The 20,701-nt window shown below is 33.7% G+C and carries 18 protein-coding genes; 15 read left to right on the top strand and 3 right to left on the bottom strand.

The window, feature by feature from the left end; genetic code table 11:
* The first annotated feature begins 2 nt into the window (after positions 1-2).
* Genes AO58_RS0100200 through AO58_RS0100190 form a run of 3 tightly spaced genes read left to right on the top strand, consistent with a single transcriptional unit; the run spans position 3 to position 4,066 of the window.
* Positions 3-2,381: an ATP-binding protein gene (locus AO58_RS0100200; RefSeq protein WP_024979781.1), complete on the top strand. Its 2,379-nt coding sequence runs from the start codon at positions 3-5 to the stop codon at positions 2,379-2,381.
* Positions 2,378-3,292 (top strand): response regulator, encoded by a 915-nt coding sequence (locus AO58_RS0100195; protein WP_024979780.1) that lies wholly within the window; start codon positions 2,378-2,380, stop codon positions 3,290-3,292. Before AO58_RS0100200 ends, AO58_RS0100195 begins: the two co-directional genes overlap by 4 nt.
* Positions 3,293-4,066, top strand: a complete 774-nt coding sequence (locus AO58_RS0100190; protein ID WP_024979779.1) for an HNH endonuclease — start codon at positions 3,293-3,295, stop codon at positions 4,064-4,066.
* Positions 4,067-4,325: 259 nt separating this feature from the next.
* Here the strand turns inward: AO58_RS0100190 and AO58_RS18110 are convergent, their stop codons facing one another.
* The gene (locus tag AO58_RS18110; RefSeq protein WP_169733393.1) at positions 4,326-4,487 is read right to left on the bottom strand and encodes a hypothetical protein; all 162 of its coding nucleotides are present in this window, start codon (positions 4,485-4,487) and stop codon (positions 4,326-4,328) included.
* A gap of 823 nt (positions 4,488-5,310) precedes the next feature.
* The gene (locus AO58_RS0100175) at positions 5,311-6,048 is read right to left on the bottom strand and encodes a Dph6-related ATP pyrophosphatase (protein ID WP_024979777.1); all 738 of its coding nucleotides are present in this window, start codon (positions 6,046-6,048) and stop codon (positions 5,311-5,313) included.
* A gap of 96 nt (positions 6,049-6,144) precedes the next feature.
* Here AO58_RS0100175 and AO58_RS0100170 point away from each other — a divergent pair, with 96 nt between their 5' ends.
* Positions 6,145-8,211 carry a M1 family metallopeptidase gene (locus tag AO58_RS0100170; protein ID WP_024979776.1) on the top strand — a complete coding sequence of 689 codons (2,067 nt, stop codon included), beginning with the start codon at positions 6,145-6,147 and terminating at the stop codon, positions 8,209-8,211.
* Positions 8,212-8,286: 75 nt separating this feature from the next.
* Here AO58_RS0100170 and porX read toward each other — a convergent pair whose 3' ends face one another.
* Positions 8,287-9,870, bottom strand: coding sequence for a T9SS response regulator signal transducer PorX (gene porX, locus AO58_RS0100165; protein ID WP_024979775.1), 1,584 nt, complete (start codon positions 9,868-9,870; stop codon positions 8,287-8,289).
* A 219-nt stretch (positions 9,871-10,089) separates the two neighbouring features.
* On the opposite strand from porX, the gene AO58_RS0100160 reads away from it, so the two are divergent.
* The 11 genes from AO58_RS0100160 to AO58_RS0100105 all read left to right on the top strand — a co-directional run bounded on the left by AO58_RS0100160 (position 10,090) and on the right by AO58_RS0100105 (position 20,683).
* Positions 10,090-11,319 carry an HD domain-containing protein gene (locus AO58_RS0100160; RefSeq protein WP_024979774.1) on the top strand — a complete coding sequence of 410 codons (1,230 nt, stop codon included), beginning with the start codon at positions 10,090-10,092 and terminating at the stop codon, positions 11,317-11,319.
* 131 nt (positions 11,320-11,450) lie between these two features.
* Entirely contained in the window at positions 11,451-12,491 is a 1,041-nt protein-coding gene (gene lpxD / locus AO58_RS0100155) for a UDP-3-O-(3-hydroxymyristoyl)glucosamine N-acyltransferase (RefSeq protein ID WP_024979773.1), read from the top strand.
* Complete coding sequence (locus AO58_RS0100150; protein WP_024979772.1) at positions 12,484-13,872, top strand: bifunctional UDP-3-O-[3-hydroxymyristoyl] N-acetylglucosamine deacetylase/3-hydroxyacyl-ACP dehydratase; 1,389 nt, start codon at positions 12,484-12,486, stop codon at positions 13,870-13,872. The genes lpxD and AO58_RS0100150 overlap by 8 nt, the downstream gene beginning before the upstream one ends.
* Before the next feature lie 70 nt (positions 13,873-13,942).
* Complete coding sequence (gene lpxA / locus AO58_RS0100140) at positions 13,943-14,728, top strand: acyl-ACP--UDP-N-acetylglucosamine O-acyltransferase (RefSeq protein ID WP_024979771.1); 786 nt, start codon at positions 13,943-13,945, stop codon at positions 14,726-14,728.
* Between the two features lie 94 nt (positions 14,729-14,822).
* The gene (efp, locus tag AO58_RS0100135; RefSeq protein WP_024979770.1) at positions 14,823-15,389 is read left to right on the top strand and encodes an elongation factor P; all 567 of its coding nucleotides are present in this window, start codon (positions 14,823-14,825) and stop codon (positions 15,387-15,389) included.
* An 84-nt stretch (positions 15,390-15,473) separates the two neighbouring features.
* The gene (locus AO58_RS0100130) at positions 15,474-16,403 is read left to right on the top strand and encodes a UDP-3-O-(3-hydroxymyristoyl)glucosamine N-acyltransferase (RefSeq protein ID WP_024979769.1); all 930 of its coding nucleotides are present in this window, start codon (positions 15,474-15,476) and stop codon (positions 16,401-16,403) included.
* A gap of 1 nt (position 16,404) precedes the next feature.
* A complete protein-coding gene (locus AO58_RS0100125) occupies positions 16,405-16,770 on the top strand; it encodes a hypothetical protein (protein WP_024979768.1) in 366 nt (121 codons plus the stop codon).
* A gap of 85 nt (positions 16,771-16,855) precedes the next feature.
* Complete coding sequence (gene sucD / locus AO58_RS0100120) at positions 16,856-17,728, top strand: succinate--CoA ligase subunit alpha (RefSeq protein ID WP_024979767.1); 873 nt, start codon at positions 16,856-16,858, stop codon at positions 17,726-17,728.
* Between the two features lie 72 nt (positions 17,729-17,800).
* Positions 17,801-18,223: a hypothetical protein gene (locus tag AO58_RS0100115; RefSeq protein ID WP_024979766.1), complete on the top strand. Its 423-nt coding sequence runs from the start codon at positions 17,801-17,803 to the stop codon at positions 18,221-18,223.
* A gap of 192 nt (positions 18,224-18,415) precedes the next feature.
* Positions 18,416-19,231, top strand: a complete 816-nt coding sequence (locus AO58_RS0100110; protein WP_024979765.1) for a M48 family metallopeptidase — start codon at positions 18,416-18,418, stop codon at positions 19,229-19,231.
* 129 nt (positions 19,232-19,360) lie between these two features.
* A complete protein-coding gene (locus tag AO58_RS0100105) occupies positions 19,361-20,683 on the top strand; it encodes an MFS transporter (RefSeq protein WP_024979764.1) in 1,323 nt (440 codons plus the stop codon).
* The last annotated feature ends 18 nt before the right edge of the window (positions 20,684-20,701 follow it).

The following is a 20,701-nucleotide window of genomic DNA, read 5'->3' as shown; positions in this document are numbered from 1 at the left end:
GAATGCAAAACCCATTATCATTTAAAGTTAGTTCTGCTTTAAAGAATATTATAGGAAGTGATTTAATCAATGATGATTTTATTGCTGTATTTGAGTTAGTGAAAAATGCTTATGATGCTCACGCAACAAAAGTTGAAATTATTTTTGAAAACATTTATTCAAGTAGGGCAAAAATAATTATCAAGGATAATGGAAAAGGGATGAACTATGACGACCTTATAAATAAATGGTTATTTGTAGCGTATTCTGCTAAAATTGAAGGTACAGAGGAAGACAGTTATGATTATCGTGATAAAATTAAAGTGAAAAGAGCCTATGCAGGTGCAAAAGGAATTGGTCGTTTCTCTTGTGATAGACTTGGCAGTAATCTTTATTTGGAAACTATAAAAGATGAAACAAATCCAAAAGTTGAAGTTTTAATAACTGACTGGAATAAGTTTGAAGGAGACATCAAAGATGAATTTGTTAACATAACTGTATTACAAGAAACTATTGAAGAAAGTAATTATGATATTGAACACGGAACAGTTCTTGAAATAACTAATTTAAAAAGCAAATGGAATAGAGATAAGTTTCTTCAATTAAAGGATGCACTTTCAAGATTAATAAATCCCAATACAATTAATGAAAATGATTCTTTTAACATCTTGTTAAAAGTCAAAGAGGAACTTGAAAACGATAAAGAACAAATTCTTAAAAACAAGAAACAAGTCAATCATCCTAAAAGTCCAATTGATCAAAGCTTAGTCAAATATATAAAGATTGTTAATGGAGATATTCAAAATTTAATATTTGATACTTTAGGAATCAAAACTACTTACATAGAGTCTAAAGTTTATGATTCAGAAATAATTACAACATTATTTGAAGCAGGTAAAATGGTGTATTCAGTAACTGAAGAAAATCCATTTGAAAATTTTAAAGATCTGAATTTTTCAATTTACTATTTAAATCTATCTGCAAAATTAACTTTTAGTAGAAGAATGGGCTTACAGCCTGTTGAATATGGGCATATTTTTGTTTACAAAAATGGGTTAAGAATTTTTCCTTATGGAGAAAGAGGAAATGATCCACTAAAAATGGATAATAGGAAAGCCCAAGGGCACAGTCGTTATTTAGGAACACGTGAGGTAATAGGTTACATATCAATAGAAGGGACAAACAATAATCTTCGTGAAACATCCAGTAGAGGTGATGGATTAATAAAAACTCAAACCTATTTAGATTTAGAAAATTGGTTTTATGAAACTTTAAAAAAACTCGAAAAATATACTATTGAAATTACTGATTGGGGAAATTCACTTTCTCCAGAAGAATTCATCAATTTTGACAATGTTTTTATAAAAAACAAAGGCCAAGAAAATGAAAAGATTAATGATATTAATGATAACTTAAGGAAGTTATTGAATGGTTTAACAAATTCTAAGAATGTTATACGATTCGAGGTTTCAGATGAAATTTTAAGTATTTTAAATAAAAAATCCGAAAACTCTATAAACACAGTTTTAAGCAATCTTACCGAACAAATAAAAACGGATTCTTTTAATAAAGAAGAAGTCATTAGTACAATTAAGAAAGCAGAAAAGAAAATTGATGAACTTCGTAAAGTAAAAGACGAAGCAGAAGCAGAAGCGTTTGAAAAACTTATAGAAAACGAAAAAATTTCTAAAGAATTAAATGAAGAAATTTCCAGAAAATTATTTGATAATTCAATAAATAATAGAGATAAAGATGATTTATTAACGTTGCAACATCAAATAGTTCACACAGCTGGAAATATAACTTTTAGTCTTGATGAATTGATAAAATCAATAAATAGTAATTTGTCCAAAGACAAGTTAATTGAAGAAGTTCTGAATATTAATCTGGAAGTCAAAAAAATATTAAGTGCATCAAGATTTGTCACAAATGCCGGCTTTAGCATGGAAAGTGAAAGAATAACGGAAGATATAGTTCAGTTTTCATATGATTATGTTGTAAATAATTATATTCCAATTAATTCATTTATTCATCAAAAAAGACCAATTAATATAGAATTTGAACCAATAGAAAATATAGGGTATAAAACCAAATTTAGACCATTAGAAATAACTGTTTTGTTTGATAATTTATTTAGTAATTCAAAAAAAGCCAATTCAAAAAATATATTTATTAATTGGACTAAAACTAAATCTGACCTCATTCTGTATTTTAAAGACGATGGAGATGGAATTCCAAATGAAATTAAAGATAAAGTATTTGATTTTGGTTATACTAAAACAAATGGATCAGGAATTGGTCTATATCAAACAAAAGAAACATTAAGAAAATTAGGAGCATCGATAACTATTAATAATGATTTTAAAAAAGGAGTTGAATTTATAATAACATTTCCATTATGAAATTAGATTACAACATTTTATGGGTTGATGACAGAATTAAGGAACGTCCTTTTCAAAAAATTCTTGGAGAAACAAAAGGATTTCTTTTAAATCAATATTTTAATTGTAATATTATTGAAGCTGAAGATTTCAATGAGTTTGTAGAGATATTTTCAAAGAAAAAAGAGTTTGATATTATTATAACTGATTATTCTTTAAATGAAGGAACTTTTGGCAGTCAGGTAATCGATTTTATTAGAGATAGTCAACATAATTTCACAGAAATATTTTTTTATTCAGCAAATGATAATGTAAAAGATGTAAAGCTTTTTAGTAATAACCGTATAACTTTTTTTCAATTAACAGGAGGAGACTATAAAGAATTGGAAGATGAGATTTTAGCGGTAATAAATCAAACGATAAAGAAATTTCAACACATTGTTGCAATGCGGGGTATGATAATGCATGAAACTAGTAGTCTGGATGTTCTAATGAATTGCCTTGTTAAGAATTACATTGAAGATTCTAAAAATAAAGCAAATATTGATAAAATTTTACCTCATATTTTTTTAGAAATTCAGAAGAATGCTAAAGAAAAATGCGACAAAGCGTATTCAAATAAGCCAAGTAAAATATTAAAGGATAATGTTTTGTTTAGTGCGTCCCAGAAAATATTTGCACTAGGTAAAATTTTAGAATTAGTTGGAGAAACTGATTTTTCAGAAGATTATAACAAAGAAATAATTTGGTTTAGAAATCAGTTCGCTCATGCTGAAATTTTTGTTAATGAGGTTGGAAAAGAATTTTTTAAAGTAAGAATTGAAGGAAAAGAAGACGAGTTGATATTTGATGAAGATCTGTGTAAAGAAATTAGAAAAAATATTATAAAGCACAAAGGGAACTTAGAGAAGTTAGAAGTTAAAATAAAATAAATGCTTGTAAAAAAACTCTGGACAAAAGAAGAACTCATTCTAGCCTTCAATCTCTATTTGAAGCTGCCGTTTGGCAAAATGCACAAACAAACTCCAGAGATTATTGAGCTCGCCAATCTTTTAAATAGAACAGCAAGTTCTATCGGTATGAGGTTAGGGAATTTTGCTAGTTGCGACCCTCATTTGCAAGCTAGAGGAGTTGGTGGCTTAAAAGGCGGTATGAATCAAGTTAAACCCATTTGGGATGAATTCTATAATAATCAAGAAGAGTTAGTTTTTTTAAGTGAACAAATTCTTGCCCAAAAAGAAAACACTTCCATAGAAAATAAATACCAAGAGTTACTTTTTGATATCAAAGATTTAAAAGGAGAAACCGCTATACGTCAAGTTAAAACTAGAGTGAATCAATCGGTTTTTAGGCAAATGGTTTTAGCAAATTATTCTGCTAAATGCGCCATTACTGGTATTGATATTCCTGAGTTACTTTTAGCCAGTCACATAATGCCTTGGTCAAAAAATGAAGAACATCGTTTAAATCCAGAAAATGGCATTTGTCTGTCGGCTCTTTACGATAAAGCCTATGACAAAGGAATTATTGGTATTGCACCAAATTATGAAGTGATCTTTTCGACTTCGCTTAAAAGTAAAAAAGAGACTTCGTTTTATAAAAACAACTTTGCACCAATTGAGAATTTAAAAATTAGCGAGCCGTTAAAGTACTTACCAAAGAAAGAGTTTTTAGAGTTTCATTTGGATACGATTTTTTTGAAGTAGCTTTCTCAATCTAGTTTTTCATATTGTAATAAAAAAAACGCTTCTCCATTCCCAGAGAAGCGTTATTTCTTTAATGTTATTCGAAACCTTATTCGTTCTGACTAGCCCCGGGAGTAGTGGCATCCTTTGTGGCCGGGGTTCGGCTACAAAGATAGAGCGAATCACGGGAGGGAACGTTCTTTCGATCCTTAGGCGGGGTGCTCCCAAAAAGGATAATCGATAGCGTTATTTCAATAGTCAAAGTGGATTTTATTAGTATCTATTTTTTTATCGTAGTTTTTTCTTTTACAATTGTTTTTACAACTACTTTTTTAGCTTTTCTACTAGCAATAAAATCACTAATTTCTTTTCTCTCAACATCGGTTAAAGGTGGGCTTTGAATGATAAAATCTACACCTTTGGGTTCTTTTATGATGTTCATATTTTTACGATTTAAAATATTTTTTTTACTAATTTTTTTGCTGCTTCGGTTTCAATAATCATTCTTTGATTTTTAAAATGATAAGCACCTAAATTTTCTTCGTAATGTTTAATTAGGTTTGTTTTAGCGGTAAATGCTACAAAACCATCAAATCCTTTTTTGATAGAACCTTTGCAAGCCTGAGTTACTAATTGCTTCCTTCAAAGATACTTCTCAAAAAACGGTTTATCTACAATAAGAAATATAGAAGAGTAGAGTAGGAACCATAAAATTGTCATCACCAAAAAGCCCCAATCGCCAAGGGACCAACTAAAAACAAACATCCAAGTTTCGTGTTGGTAGATGGGGTTAAAAGCTTGCCAATAATCGCTAGGGCCTCCGCTGGAAAGCAAGAGCACAACTGAGGACACTACATAAATAATAAGTACTGTCAGAATTGCCGTTAGGATTATTTTTTTGTAATTCATAAGTGTTTTGTTTGCAATGATTTATAGTAATGATTGCTGTGCTGAAATAGAAAATTTATACTTATGGTTTTATATTGTGTTGGAAATGAGGTAATTGTTGTAAAATTACTAATATTATCTTAAAACATAAAATAAAATCACAATTTTGTTAACTTTTAATTAACGTTTTCGTTTTTTGTTACTAAATTTCCAATGGATAAAGTGGTATAGCTTCTAAAAATTTTTACACCGCAGATTCGCAGATTTTAAAAGAGTAATAATTATAATAATTTGCGAATCTGCGGTTAAATTATATTCCAACTTTGCAGACTTTCAGTTTGCCAAACCAAGTCTATGGACTTTTAGTCTATAGTGGTTTATTTTGGGAGTAAGTCGCAGTACCAAAAGCCAAAGTCATAAGGATCATCGGTGTTGGTGTCGCAAGCTGTACCTGAAGTGTCGGTTGTGGTGGGTTTTTCGTATTTACGGTAAACAACTTCGCCGAGATCAAACGAAATGGGTTTAGTAAACAAAGGTCCATCAAAGGTAAAAGTGTGAAACTCGCCATTTTCACCACAAATGTCTACGTTTTCAGGTAAATCGTCTATGAATTTTTGATCAATGACACGTCCTACAAAACTTTGATCCAAATAGCGCTCGCTTACACATACCACGATCGTTTTAAAACCAAGTTGCAGGAATTCTTGTAGTAAATCTTTCGTTGGTATTTTCCAAAGCGGAAAAATCCCTTTTAAATCCGCCAAAGCCAATTTTTCTTCGCGATACAAACGCAAATCTTCTAAAAAAATATCACCAAATACTGCATGAGTGATCCCTTTGGCGCGCAGCGGTTGCAAAGCATTTTGCATGGCTTCTTCATAGGCTTGCATGGTAGGCATTTCAGGAATAGGTACTATGTGTAGGGGCAAACCAATACTTTGAGCTTGTTGTTCCAGTAGTTCCACACGTAGACCATGCATGGACACGCGCTGGTGTTTCTGATTGACACTGGTCAACAAACAGTCGATTTCTAAAGCTGGATTTTGAAGTATTTTGTATAAGGCAAGAGCAGAATCTTTACCGCTGCTCCAGTTGAATAAGGCTTTTGTTTTCAATTTTGGTAATTTGGTGGTAAACTTACACATTTTCTCTCATTGATTCCCGCTAGGTTTGTAACTTTGAATCTCCAATGCTCTAGTTAATCACACCACATGAAGTATTTTTTTCTTTTGTTAAGTTCGTTTCTTTTTGCCCAACAAACGCGAAAAGTTGATTTTAAAACCGCTTACGGTTCGATATCCATTGATGCCCAATCCAAAACCATCACTGGTAACGTTCGCTATGATTTTAAAGTACTATCAGCCGTTGATACGGTAAAAATGGATGCCCAAAATATGCTGTTTACTCAGGTCAAACGTAATGGAAAAGAAATTCCCTTCACTACCAATGGCAAGCAATTGATACTTATTTTTCCCTTTACAAAAGGAAAACACAGCGTTAGCTTTTCCTATGAAGCCCAACCCAAGCAAGCCTTGTACTTTGTGGGTAATCCCAACACCCAAACGGGACAAATATGGACCCAAGGACAAGGAAAATACACCAGTCATTGGTTTCCAAGTTTTGACGATGTGAACGAAAAGGTGGTATTCCATCTAGACATTGTAGCGGATCAAAAGTATCAAGTGATTTCGAATGGCACTTTAAAGGAAAAAAACACTCAAGATTCCCTAACCACTTGGCGCTACCGCATGCAACAGCCCATGAGTTCGTATTTATTAATGCTAGCGATTGGAAATTATGAAAAAAAGACCCAAAAATCAGACTCAGGTGTCCCATTGGAATTTTATATTGAAGCTAAAGATGTAGCTCGTTTTGAACCTACCTATCGCTATTCCAAAAAGATGTTTGATTTTTTAGAAAAAGAAATCGGCATTCCATATCCTTGGGGGAATTACAAGCAGGTGCCCGTGCGAGATTTCTTGTATGCAGGGATGGAAAACACCACAGCTACCACCTTTATGACTCGCTATGTGGTAGATACTATTGGTTTTTTTGATCGAAAATATACGAATGTTAATGCACACGAATTGGCTCATCAATGGTTTGGTAATTTGATTACAGCCGAGAGCAGTCAACACCATTGGTTGCAGGAGGGATTTGCAACTTATTTTGCCTTGCTTGCAGAAAAAGATAGCTATGGTGAAGATTATTTTTATAGTTATTTGTATGAAAAAGCACAGCAATTGAAGTTTGCTTCCCGTACCGATACTATTCCGGTGTTGCATGCCAAAGCCAGTTCGTTGACGTTTTACGAAAAAGGGGCTTGGGCTTTGTTTTATTTGCACCAAAAAATAGGGGATAAGGCTTTTAAAAAAGCAATCAAAAACTACCTTAACCGCTATGCATACCAAACGGTAAATACGGAAGATTTCTTAGCTGAAATTCGAAAAGTAGCTGATTTTGACACACACAACTTTTCTAAAGTATGGCTTGAAGACTTTAAATTCAATACTCTTGAAGCCAATGAGTTATTGAGTAAAAATAGAAGCATAAAAATACAATTACAGCTAGATCAATATAAAGCAAAATCGTTATCTGAGAAAAAAGCTTTCTTTCTGGATCTGCTACAATCTGATGTATATTTTACAGTCAAAGAAAATAGCATCGCCCAATTACGAAAAGAAAAATACGAAGACATTAAGGAATTAATTGCCTTGGCTTTCTCCACACAAAACCTATCGATTCGTCAAAAAATAGCGAGTCATTTTTCGCAAATACCAGATGATTTTAAAACGAACTACGAGACTTTGTTGGAGGATGCTTCCTATCAAACGCGTGAAATATCCTTGTTTACGTTATGGAATTCTTTTGAGAACGATCGTTATAAGTACTTGGATCAAACCCAACATTGGATTGGATTTAACGATTATAACTTGCGCATTTTATGGTTGGCATTGGCTTTAAATACGCCGAATTACAGTCCTAATCCACAAGATTTGCTACAAGAATTGATTCGCTTTTCATCGCCTGATTTTGAAGCTACAACCCGACAAAATGCCTTAGAAACCCTCTTTGAATTTAGAATGCTTACGCCTGAAGTGTTGAAAAATTTAGTCAACGCTACGACGCATCACATGTGGCAATTTTCAAAATTTGGTAGAGAAACTATCCGAAAAATTTTAAAAATGCCCGATTACAGAGCGCAATTTGAGCAACTATTACCTGAGTTAAATGCTACCGAAGTTACACAACTCAACCGACTCTTACTCGAAAAATAAGAAGTCGATTCTCTTGTGTTATATAATAATAGTAGCTTTAAAAACTTGCAGTGTTTTCGAGAGGTAACTAATAGCCTATTTAGGATTGAATACTAAGAAGGGAATAATCATTTCTTCGAGCGAAATTCCTCCGTGTTGATAGGTGTTTTTGTAATAACTCACATAATGGTTGTAATTGTTTACATAGGCTAAAAACAAATCATTTTTGGCAAAAATATAAGAACTAGTCATGTTAATAGCTGGTAAACCAATCACTTTGGGATCTTTGACAGCATAAACATCTTTGTGTTCGTAGGTCAAGCTTCGGCCTGTTTTATAGCGTAAATTCAAACTGGTGTTTTTGTCACCAACAACTTTCGAGGGATTTTTTACATTAATAGTGCCGTGATCGGTGGTTAGAATTAATTTAAAGCCTAATTTTTGTGCTTGTTGAATGATTTCAAGTAAGGGAGAATTCTTAAACCAGCTTAGCGTGAGAGAGCGATAGGCTTTGTCATCGGCGGCTAATTCTTTGACCACATCCATTTCTGTTTTAGCGTGTGACAACATGTCGACAAAATTATAGACAATGGTTACTAAATCATTATTTTTTAAGGACTTGAAGTTGTCTACTAGTTTTTTTCCTCCTGCGAGATTGGTGATTTTAAAATAATCTTCTTTAATATTAAGGCCTAAACGTTTGAGTTGAGCGGTTAAAAATTCGGCTTCATACAAATTTTTTCCACCTTCTTCTGGATCATTTTTCCAGTATTGGGGGAATTTTTGTTCCATTTCAAGTGGCGTTAATCCCGAAAATATGGCATTACGCGCGTATTGCGTTGCAGTAGGTAAGATGGAATAATACGGTACTTCTTTTTCTAATTTATAATAGTTAGCGACCACATTTTCAAATGCTTTCCATTGATCGTATCGTAAATTATCAATTACAATAAACAGTACTGGTTTATCTTTTTTAAGAATTTCTGGCACCACCAATTGTTTGAATAAAGTATGCGATTGCGTGGGACGACTTTCATCAGTTTGCCCTTTTCCTAATTTTCCTTTTTGAGGCAGAAACCAATCTTCGTAATTTCGTTCTATGAATTTTCCAAATTGTGAATTGGCTTCTATTTTTTGTGATTCTAAAATTTCGATCATGCTTTGATCATCGATATTTTCCAATTCCAATTCCCAAAACAGTAACTTTTTGTACAATTCGATCCAATCTTCGAAAGAATGCACCATACTCATTTCGAGGGTAATTTTCCTAAACTCCTTTTGATAATCTAAAGTCGTTTTTTGAGAAATTAAACGCGAATGGTCTAAGTTTTTCTTTAAACTGAGTAAAATTTGATTGGGATTAACAGGTTTGATTAAATAATCGGCGATTTTTGAACCAATGGCTTCTTCCATGATGAATTCTTCTTCGCTTTTGGTAATCATAATCATGGGAATATGCGATTTTTTCTCTTTCATCTCCGAAAGGGTTTCCAATCCGCTCATACCGGGCATATTTTCATCAAGAAATACGACATCAAAATTTTGCTCTTCAAAAATAGCAATAGCGTCTAATCCGTTGTTACAAGTGGTAACACTATAATTTTTCTTTTCTAAAAAAAGGATATGCGGTTTGAGTAAATCGATCTCGTCATCTACCCATAATATTTGTATTTTATCCATAAGTTTGGTTTGGCTCTACTGTTGCAATATTTGAGCCAATTTAATTAATTATATTAGGTTAGAAACGGAATTGCTTTTTTTTTAGTATTTATTTTATGAAAAATACTACTTCGGTAAACGAAAAATTCCCTTTCAAATGATTTTAAACGACTAAAAAACAAGCGTAAGACAATACCATCTAAAATCCTTATATTTGCTCTCTTTTTTAAACGAATAGAAGTGAGTCAAATCAATAAACTTAAAATATTCAATGATCCCATTTATGGGTTTATTACCATTCCCAACGCTCTGATTTACGATTTAATTCAGCATCCTTATTTTCAGCGTTTGCGTCGAATTTCACAGATGGGTCTTTCTTACTTAGTCTATCCTGGTGCCAACCACACCCGATTTCATCATGCGCTGGGCTGTATGCACATTATGCAAAAGGCCGTAGAATCCATTCGATTTAAAGGCACAACCATTTCAGTTGAGGAAGAAAACGCTCTCTATATCGCTATTTTATTGCATGATATTGGGCATGGTCCTTTTTCACACGCCATGGAAAGTAGTATCGTGGAGGATGTGCATCATGAAGAGATTTCGTTGTTGTTTATGGAAGCTTTGAACGAGGAATTTAACGGTGCTTTGAGTTTAGCGATTCAAGTATTTAAAGGAGAATACCCGAGAACTTTTATGTTGCAACTGATCTCAAGTCAATTAGACATGGATCGAATGGATTACCTCAAAAGAGATAGTTTTTATTCGGGTGTATCGGAGGGAAATGTCAATTCAGAGCGTATCATACAAATGATGAACGTTGTAGACGATGTTTTGGTGATTGAAGAAAAAGGCATTTATTCTGTTGAAAAATTCTTAATGTCAAGACGATTAATGTATTGGCAAGTCTATTTGCATAAAACGAGTTTGGTAGCGGAGTCCGTTTTGACCAAAATATTAAAGCGCGCCAAAGAGTTGAGCTTAAAAGGCGAGGAGTTACCGGCTAGTAGTCCGTTGACTTTTTTCATAAAAAACAAGGTTATGCTCGCTACTTTTGATTCAGAAACCTTGGCTTTGTTTTCAAAATTAGACGATTTTGACATCATAAGCGCCCTAAAATCGTGGCAAGATCACCCAGATTTTATTTTATCTTCCTTAAGTAAAATGATTATCAACCGAGATTTATTGAAGATAAAACTGAGCGGTGATAAAATAACGACCGAGAGTTTACAACCGCTCAAAGAACGTTTTGCACAAGAACATGGCATTTCATTACAAGAAACTAATTACTTCATTTTTAGGGGAAAAATTAAAAATCAAGCCTACAGTAAAGATGCGGAACCCATCAGAATTTTAATGAAAGACAAAACGATAGAAGATATTGTCGATGCTTCGGATCAACTTAATTTTAAATCAGTATCTAAGTTTGTAACCAAGTATTATATCTGCTTTCCAAAACAACTTTTATAATTTTGAACAAATAAAACCTATTTTTTATACTTTTGTCGGGATGAAACGAGATCATAATTTATTTTTAAGTGTAAGCAGAACATTTTATAGAGAGTTCCATCTTATTCCTATGAAAAATACAATTCAATAAGATGAAATTTACAGCAGAACAAATAGCAGCTATTTTAGAAGGTGAAGTGGTAGGTAATCCTAATGCATGGGTCTATCAATTATCGAAAATTGAAGAAGGAACCGAGGGATCATTAACTTTTTTATCCAATCCAAAATATTTAAATTATATCTACACTACAAAGGCTTCCATTACGATAGTTAATGAAACTTTTGAACCTGAATCAGAAATTACAACCACATTGATCAAAGTAAAAGACGCCTATGCAGCTTTTACTAAACTATTAGAGTTTTACAATGAGGTCAAAAATAATAAATCAGGAATAGAACAACCTTCCGTTATTTCGGAGAATGTAACCTATGGCAAGAATTTATATTTAGGTAGTTTTAGTTACCTAGGCCAAAACGTTAGTATTGGGGATAATGTAAAAATTTATCCCAATAGTTTTATTGGTGACAATGTTGTCATTGGAAATAATGTCACTATTTTTGCCGGTGTTAATATTTATTCCGAAACCGTAATTGGAAATGATTGTGTCCTGCATTCGGGTGTTGTTTTAGGTTCAGATGGCTTTGGATTTGCACCCAAACCAGACGGCACTTTTGATAAAATCCCACAAATAGGCAACGTTGTTTTAGAAGACCAAGTTGAAATAGGAGCAAACACCACTATCGATCGTGCAACTTTAGGATCTACCATTATTCGTAGAGGAGTAAAACTAGACAATCAGATTCAAATTGCACACAATGTAGAAATAGGTGAGAACACTGTTATAGCTGCGCAAACTGGTATAGCAGGATCGTCTAAAGTAGGTAAAAACGGAATGTTAGGTGGACAAGTTGGAATTGTAGGGCATTTATCTATAGGGGATAATGTAAAAATTCAAGCGCAATCCGGTGTGACTAGAAGTATAAAAAATGAAGAGGTAATTCAGGGAACCCCCGCTTTTGCTTATAATGATTTTAATAAATCGTATATTTATTTTAAAAAATTACCACAATTGGTAGCTGAAATTGAAGAACTAAAAAAAATAATAAATCAAAAAAATGGAAATAATGGTTAAACAGAAAACCATCAAAACGGAAGTTTCATTAACCGGTGTTGGATTGCATACAGGAAGAGAAGTTACCATGACTTTTAAACCTGCCCCAGTAAACAATGGATTTACATTTGTTAGAATTGATCTTGAAGGTCATCCAATTATTGAAGCAGATGCTAATTATGTTGTAAACACCCAAAGGGGAACAAATTTAGAAAAACTAGGTGTTAAAATTCAAACACCTGAGCATGTTTTGGCTGCTTTGGAAGGTTGTGATCTCGATAATGTTATTATCGAATTAAGCGCCTCTGAACTACCAATAATGGATGGTTCTTCTAAGTTTTTTGTTGAAGCTATTGAGCAAGCTGGTATTGAAGAACAGAATGCCAAACGTAATGTTTACGTGGTTAAAGAAATCATTTCTTTTACAGATGAAACCACTGGCAGTGAAATATTAGTAATGCCAAGTGATCAATATTGTGTGACAGCAATGGTTGATTTTGGAACTAAAATTTTAGGTACTCAAAATGCTACTATGAAAGGCATTTCTGAATTTAAAAGCGAAATTAGCTCTTCAAGAACTTTTAGTTTCTTACACGAATTAGAATCGTTGTTGGACAACGGACTAATAAAAGGGGGCGACTTAAATAATGCAATAGTCTATGTGGATAAAGAAATATCGGCTAGTACTATGGAAAATTTAAAAGTTGCTTTCGGAAAAGATTCTATCGCGGTAACACCAAACGGAATCTTAGATAATTTAACGTTGCATTATCCTAACGAGGCTGCTAGACATAAGCTTTTGGATGTGGTAGGTGATTTAGCTTTAATTGGCACCAAAATTCAAGGGAAAGTAATTGCTAATAAACCAGGGCATTTTGTGAATACACAATTTGCTAAGAAAATGGCTAAATTGATCAAAATCGAACAGCGTAATTATGTTCCTGTTTATGATTTGAATCAAGAACCGTTGATGGATATTCATAAAATCATGTCAGTATTGCCACACAGACCACCATTTTTATTGGTAGACCGCATCATTGAAATGTCAGACGTTCATGTGGTAGGAATGAAGAATGTAACCATGAATGAAAATTTCTTCGTGGGGCATTTTCCAGATGCTCCAGTGATGCCAGGAGTTTTAATTGTAGAAGCCATGGCACAAACAGGAGGGATTTTAGTTTTAAGTACTGTACCAGATCCAGAAAATTACTTGACTTTTTTCATGAAAATAGATAAAGTAAAATTCAAACATAAAGTGTTACCTGGCGATACATTAATTTTTAAATGTGATTTGATTACTCCTATTCGTAGAGGAATTTGTCACATGCAAGCCAATGCCTACGCTAACGGAAGGCTAGTGGCCGAAGCAGAGTTGATGGCTCAAATTGCAAGAAAACAATAATTTTTTTGTGGCATAATTCCTTCATAAATATGATTAATTACTGCCGTAAGTAAACGATTAAACAAAAACAATGAATCAACCTTTAGCATATGTACATCCAGGTGCCAAAATCGCCAAAAATGTAGTAATTGAACCTTTTACAACCATTCATAATAATGTAGTAATTGGTGATGGAACCTGGATTGGTTCAAACGTAACTATTATGGAAGGCGCTCGAATTGGTAAAAATTGTAATATTTTTCCAGGAGCTGTAATATCTGCCGTTCCACAAGATTTAAAATTTGGTGGTGAAGATTCATTAGCAATCATTGGTGACAATTGTACTATCAGAGAATGCGTAACAATCAACCGAGGAACGGTGGCGTCAGGACAAACAATTTTAGGTAAAAATTGTCTAGTAATGGCTACGGCTCACATCGCTCACGATTGTCATATTGGCGACAATGCTATTATAGTGAATGGAGTAGCATTAGCAGGGCATGTTGTAGTTGGTAATTATGCCGTAATAGGCGGTTTAGCAGCAATACATCAATTCATTCATATTGGTGATCATGCCATGGTTTCAGGTGGATCATTGGTCAGAAAGGATGTGCCTCCTTTTACAAAAGCAGCAAAAGAACCTCTTTCGTATGTTGGAATCAATTCCGTGGGATTGAGAAGAAGAGGATTTTCTACCGAAAAAATCAAAGAAATTCAAGATATTTATAGAATTTTATATCAAAAAAATTACAATACTACTCAGGCATTAGGCATTATTGAAGCCGAAATGGAAGCTACACCTGAGCGTGATGAAATTATTGATTTTATTCGTAATTCTTCAAGAGGAATTATGAAAGGATATTCAGGAAATTATTAAAAGGTAAAAAAAACGGTTTGTTTTCTATTTCATTTTTACAAAACCAGAAACAAACAGTTAAGTGAAAAATATTTAAATTAAAACAGAAAAAATAATGGCATCAACTTCAGATATTAAAAACGGACTTTGTATTAAGCACAACCACGATATTTATAAAATTATCGAATTTCTTCACGTAAAACCCGGGAAAGGTCCAGCTTTTGTAAGAACAAAATTAAAGTCAGTAACCAACGGAAAAGTATTAGATAATACCTTTTCTGCAGGACACAAAATTGATGTAGTACGTGTAGAAACGCATACTTTTCAGTTTTTATATCCAGAAGGAAATGAGTTTCACTTTATGAATGCTGAATCTTTCGAACAAATTACTTTAAACCGAAATGTATTAGACGCTCCAGATTTATTGAAAGAAGGAGAAAATGTAATGATTCAGATCAATACTGAAACAGATTTGCCTCTTTCAGTAGATATGGCACCTTCTGTAGTATTGGAAGTAACATATACTGAACCAGGTGTAAAAGGAAACACTGCAACTAATGCTACAAAACCTGCTACAGTTGAAACTGGAGCAACAATTAACGTTCCTCTTTTTATTAACGAAGGAGACAAAATCAAAATCGATACCGCTACAAGTTCATACATGGAGCGCGTAAAAGAATAGTTTTTATTTATTTTCAGTCACAGTATGCGGCGTAATGCTACGTTACTGTGACTGAAAACGAATAAAAAAAACGAATAATAAACTATGAAATTTCATAAAGAATACTCCCTAGCTTCTATTGCGTCCTTACTAAATTGCCCGTATGTTGGAGATCCAGATTTTCCTGTATTAGGATTAAATGAGATTCATGTAGTAACTCCAGGCGATATCGTTTTTGTAGATCATCCCAAATATTATGATAAAGCACTGCAATCAGCTGCAACCATTATTCTAATAAACAAGGAAGTAGTTTGCCCAGAAGGAAAAGCATTATTGATTTCTGATGATCCATTTAGGGATTTTAATACGTTGACACAACATTTTAAACCTTTTGAATCTTGTAGTCTTTCTATTAGTCCAACAGCCAAGATAGGTCTAAATACTATTATTCAACCCAATGTATTTGTGGGTAACCACGTGACCATAGGTGACAATTGTGTAATTCATGCCAACGTGGCTATTTATGATCATACGGTAATTGGAGACAATGTAATTATACATGCAGGAACGGTTTTAGGAGCGGATGCTTTTTATTACAAAAAACGCGAAAGTGGTTTTGATCAATTGCGTTCTGGAGGTCGTGTAATAATCGAAGATAATGTGGGAATCGGTGCGCTTTGTACTATTGACAAAGGTGTTACGGGAGATACCACAATAGGAGCAGGTACCAAAATTGACAATCAAGTACATGTAGGTCATGATACTGTAATTGGAAAGAAATGTCTTATCGCTTCACAAACCGGTATTGCTGGTTGTGTTATCATTGAAGATGAAGTTACTTTATGGGGTCAAGTAGGTACAACTAGCGGAATAACCATTGGAACCAAAGCCGTTGTCATGGGACAAACGGGTGTGACTAAATCAGTAGCAGGAGGAAAAACATATTTTGGAACACCCATTCAAGAATCTAGAGAAAAATTAAAGCAATTGGCCAATATCAAAAAAATTCCTGAAATTTTAGATAAACTAAAATAGTATGACTACAAAAGAATTTGTTATTGCTTTTTATAAATCTGATGCGCTCATTGATAGTGCGGTTTTAAAAGAATTCATTCATCCTAACATCATTTTAGATTGGCAATCTTCTGAAGGAAATATTCAAATGGATTACCAAGTTTTACTACACTATACAACACAACTTCAAAAAGCGTATGTACGGTCTAAAGTCAGAATTAGTCATATTATTGAAGAAGAAGACTTGATAGCTGTACGTTATGCACATTTTGTAAAGACAGTTGAAAACCCAAGAGAGGAGCTACTATTGGCTAATTTTACGGTATTTTGGCAAATCAAAGAAGATAAATTATATAGAGGATATCAAATGAGTCAAATTTCTAAATAATTTGTTAATAAATGACTTTGATTTAATCTCAGAAATCTTACTTTTGCAATGCATTTTTTTTAAAAAACTACATAAAATATATATCATGAGTGTTTTAGTTAATAAAGATTCTAAAATTATTGTTCAAGGTTTTACAGGAAGCGAAGGAACATTTCACGCTTCTCAAATGATTGAATATGGAACAAATGTTGTAGGAGGAGTGACTCCAGGAAAAGGAGGGACTACACATTTAGATTTACCTGTTTTTAACACAGTAAAAGATGCGGTAGAGCAGGCAGGTGCTGATACTACGATCATTTTTGTACCACCCGCTTTTGCTGCCGATGCCATTATGGAAGCAGCTGATGCTGGTATTAAAGTAATTATCGCTATCACCGAAGGTATTCCAGTGGCCGATATGATCAAAGCAAATGCTTATGTTAAAGAAAGAAGCGCAAGATTGATTGGACCAAACTGCCCAGGAGTAATCACACCAGGTGAGGCTAAAGTAGGTATTATGCCTGGCTTTGTTTTCAAAAAAGGTACTGTTGGTATTGTTTCTAAATCGGGAACATTAACTTACGAAGCTGCTGATCAAGTTGTAAAACAAGGCTTAGGAATCACTACAGCGATCGGTATTGGTGGAGATCCAATCATTGGAACTACTACAAAAGAAGCGGTAGAATTGTTAATGAACGATCCTGAAACTGAATGTATTGTAATGATTGGTGAAATTGGAGGTCAATTAGAAGCAGACGCTGCTAAATGGATCAAAGCGGATGGTAACCGCAAACCAGTTGTAGGTTTCATTGCAGGAGTTACTGCTCCAGCAGGTCGTACAATGGGACATGCAGGTGCTATTGTTGGTGGATCTGATGATACTGCCGAAGCGAAAAAACAAATTATGAGAGATAACGGAATTCACGTTGTAGATTCTCCAGCAGAAATTGGTAAAAAAGTTAAAGAGGTTTTAGGTTAATTCCTGAAGCTACAATTATAAATCCCAAAATGCCTCACGATTTTGTGAGGCATTTTGTTTAAATTTAAAGTCATGAATAAAGAATTAGAAAAGTTTTCGGTAACCAATAGTTTTAACTTCTCTCCAGAAGATAGTTTAGAGCAAGTATGCAACGCAACAGAAGGATGTGGTGTGTTTTTAGTGTTTGATCTTACTTCGGACAGAGAACTAATTATGGTAGGTTCATCAGGAACCGTGCAGAATGATGGTACTTTAAAGATTAAAAAAGGTGGTTTAGCAGAAAAAATTGTCGAAGGACATCAGTTTGCTAAAACGGGCAGAAAGTACTCATGGCCTGCACAAATGAAGTTAGAGGGTATTACTGCTATTGAAGTAGTTTGGTACGAAACATTTAACAGTACTACAAAAGCAATTCCTACAAGCGTAGAAGGGCAAATTTTGCAAAGCTTTTTAGACAAAAGTGGTAAATTACCTAGATGGAACGTTGCTTTTTAATAAAAGTAGGATACATCTTGTTTTTATAATAATCAAATCTCATAGTACATTAAACTATGGGATTTTTTTTAATCTGATAGTTTTAGTCAGTTATTAGTTTTTTCTAATTTAAAGAAATTCTCTCTTGGTTTACAAGCTTGAATTAATGGAAAATTATATTAATTTTATTCTTAGCTAAATGAATTTTACATCATGAAAAATTATTCTTTTTACTTGAGCACTCTTCTAGCATTGATTTGTAGTGCTTGTGCTACAAATCCTATGACAGGAAAAAAAACATTAAATTTAGTGACTAACAGTGAACTGTTTCCAGCGTCATTCCAACAATACGGACAATTTCTGAAAGAAAACAAAGTAGTGCAAGGAACTACAGATGCCAAAAGAGTAGAAAGTATTGGTATTAAAATAAAAGAAGCCGCAGAAAAATATCTGAATTCCATAGGACAAAATCAATACTTGACAGACTACCGTTGGGAGTACAAATTAATAGATGATAAAGCTGTAAATGCTTGGTGCTTGCCTGGCGGTAAAATTGTAGTATATACAGGTATTTTGCCTGTTACCCAAAACGATGCTGGATTAGCCACTGTAATGGCACATGAGGTATCACATGCCTTAGCCAATCATGGTGCACAACGTATGAGTGCAGCAAAATTACAAGGCTACGGTGCTCTTGGCGTAGCCGTAGCAACGGGAGGTCAATCTGAGCAAAATCGAAATTTGTGGCAACAATTATATGGAGTAGGATCGCAAGTAGGAGTGATGCTGCCTTTTAGTCGTGCTCATGAAAGCGAAGCCGATAAAATAGGATTAATTTTAATGGCTATTGCTGGTTATAATCCACAAGAAGCCATTGCTTTTTGGAAAAGAATGTCCGCTCAATCGGGAGGCCAAGCACAACCCGAATTTATGAGTACGCATCCAGCTGATGCGACCAGAGTTGCCAATTTGCAAAGTTTGATACCAGAAGCGAAAGCCATAGTCGCAAAATTTGGCAAAATATATTAAAAAGAAGGGCTAGCTCTTATATAAGCCAAGTACTTAACTTGGCTTTTTTGTTGCAATTATTTAAAGTGAATCTGTTTTTTAAATTGAAGAAAAAAGATACTTTTACTGCAAATAATGAATTTGATTATTATGGCAAACTTATCAAAAGGAGATAAAAAACTATTAAACGCTTGGGCATTTTATGATTGGGCCAATTCAGTGTATACGCTAACCATCGCTTCGGCGGTATTTCCTATTTTTTACGGGGCTTTGTTTATAGACAAAGGGCTTTATATTACTGTTTTTGGAATGAATTTAAAAAATTCAGCGCTTATCAGTTTTATTACGGCATTCGCATTTTTGGTAGTGGCCATCATTTCTCCATTTTTATCTGGTATTGCCGATTATGTAGGAAACAAAAAAAGTTTTATGAAGTTTTTTTGCTACTTAGGCTCTCTTTCCTGTATGGGTTTGTACTGGTTTTCATTGGAAACCATATACAGCGGATTGTTATTTTATTTTTTAGGTTTGATTGGCTATTGGGGAAGCTTGGTTTTTTACAATTCCTATTTGCCTGATATTGCTTTTGAAGACCAACAAGACGCTATAAGTGCCAAAGGTTATTCTTTGGGTTATATTGGTAGTGTTCTTTTGTTAATCCTCAACTTGGCCATGATTATGAAACCAAAAATGTTTGGCATTTCTGGTACTGAAGGAGAAGCTGCCATGAAAGCTATGCGTTATTCCTTTGTATTGGTGGGTGTTTGGTGGATTGTATTCAGTCAATACACCTATTACTTTTTGCCAAAAGGCACTAAAAAATCTACAAAACCCATACATAAAGATGTTTTATTTCAAGGTTTTAAAGAATTAAAAAAAGTTAGTCAAATTTTAAAGGAGAATTTGCCTTTGAAACGCTATTTGTATGCATTTTTTGTATCAAGTATGGCCGTACAAACCGCTATGCTTGTAGCAACGTATTTTGGAGCTCAAGAAATTGCGTGGGAGTCTAAAAGCGATAGTACTACAGGACTAATCATTTGTATCTTGGTGATCCAATTAGTAGCGGTTTTGGGCGCTTATTTGACCTCCAAAGCTTCAGAAAAATTTGGCAACATAAAAACATTACTTGTCATCAATAGTTTTTGGTTTTTACTTTGTCTAGGGGTTATTTTTATAACCTTACCGATACAATTTTATATTATGGCTGCCTTTGTTGGATTAGTAATGGGAGGTATTCAAGCTTTATCAAGATCCACTTATTCTAAATATTTACCTGAAACTACAGATACCGCTTCCTTTTTTAGTTTTTATGACGTAGCCGAAAAAGTAGGCATTGTAATCGGAATGTGTGTATATGGTTTAATTGATCAAATCACTGGAAGTCCAAGATTTGCAATTGTTTTCTTGGCTTTATTTTTCTTTATAGCCCTGTTTTTATTGAAACGTGTACCTCCAAAAAAAGCGTCTTAATTTTTTAAGACGCTTAGT

The sequence above is a fragment of the Flavobacterium succinicans LMG 10402 genome, from assembly GCF_000611675.1.
Classification (GTDB): domain Bacteria; phylum Bacteroidota; class Bacteroidia; order Flavobacteriales; family Flavobacteriaceae; genus Flavobacterium; species Flavobacterium succinicans.
This window is presented reverse-complemented; position numbering and strand designations above follow the sequence as displayed.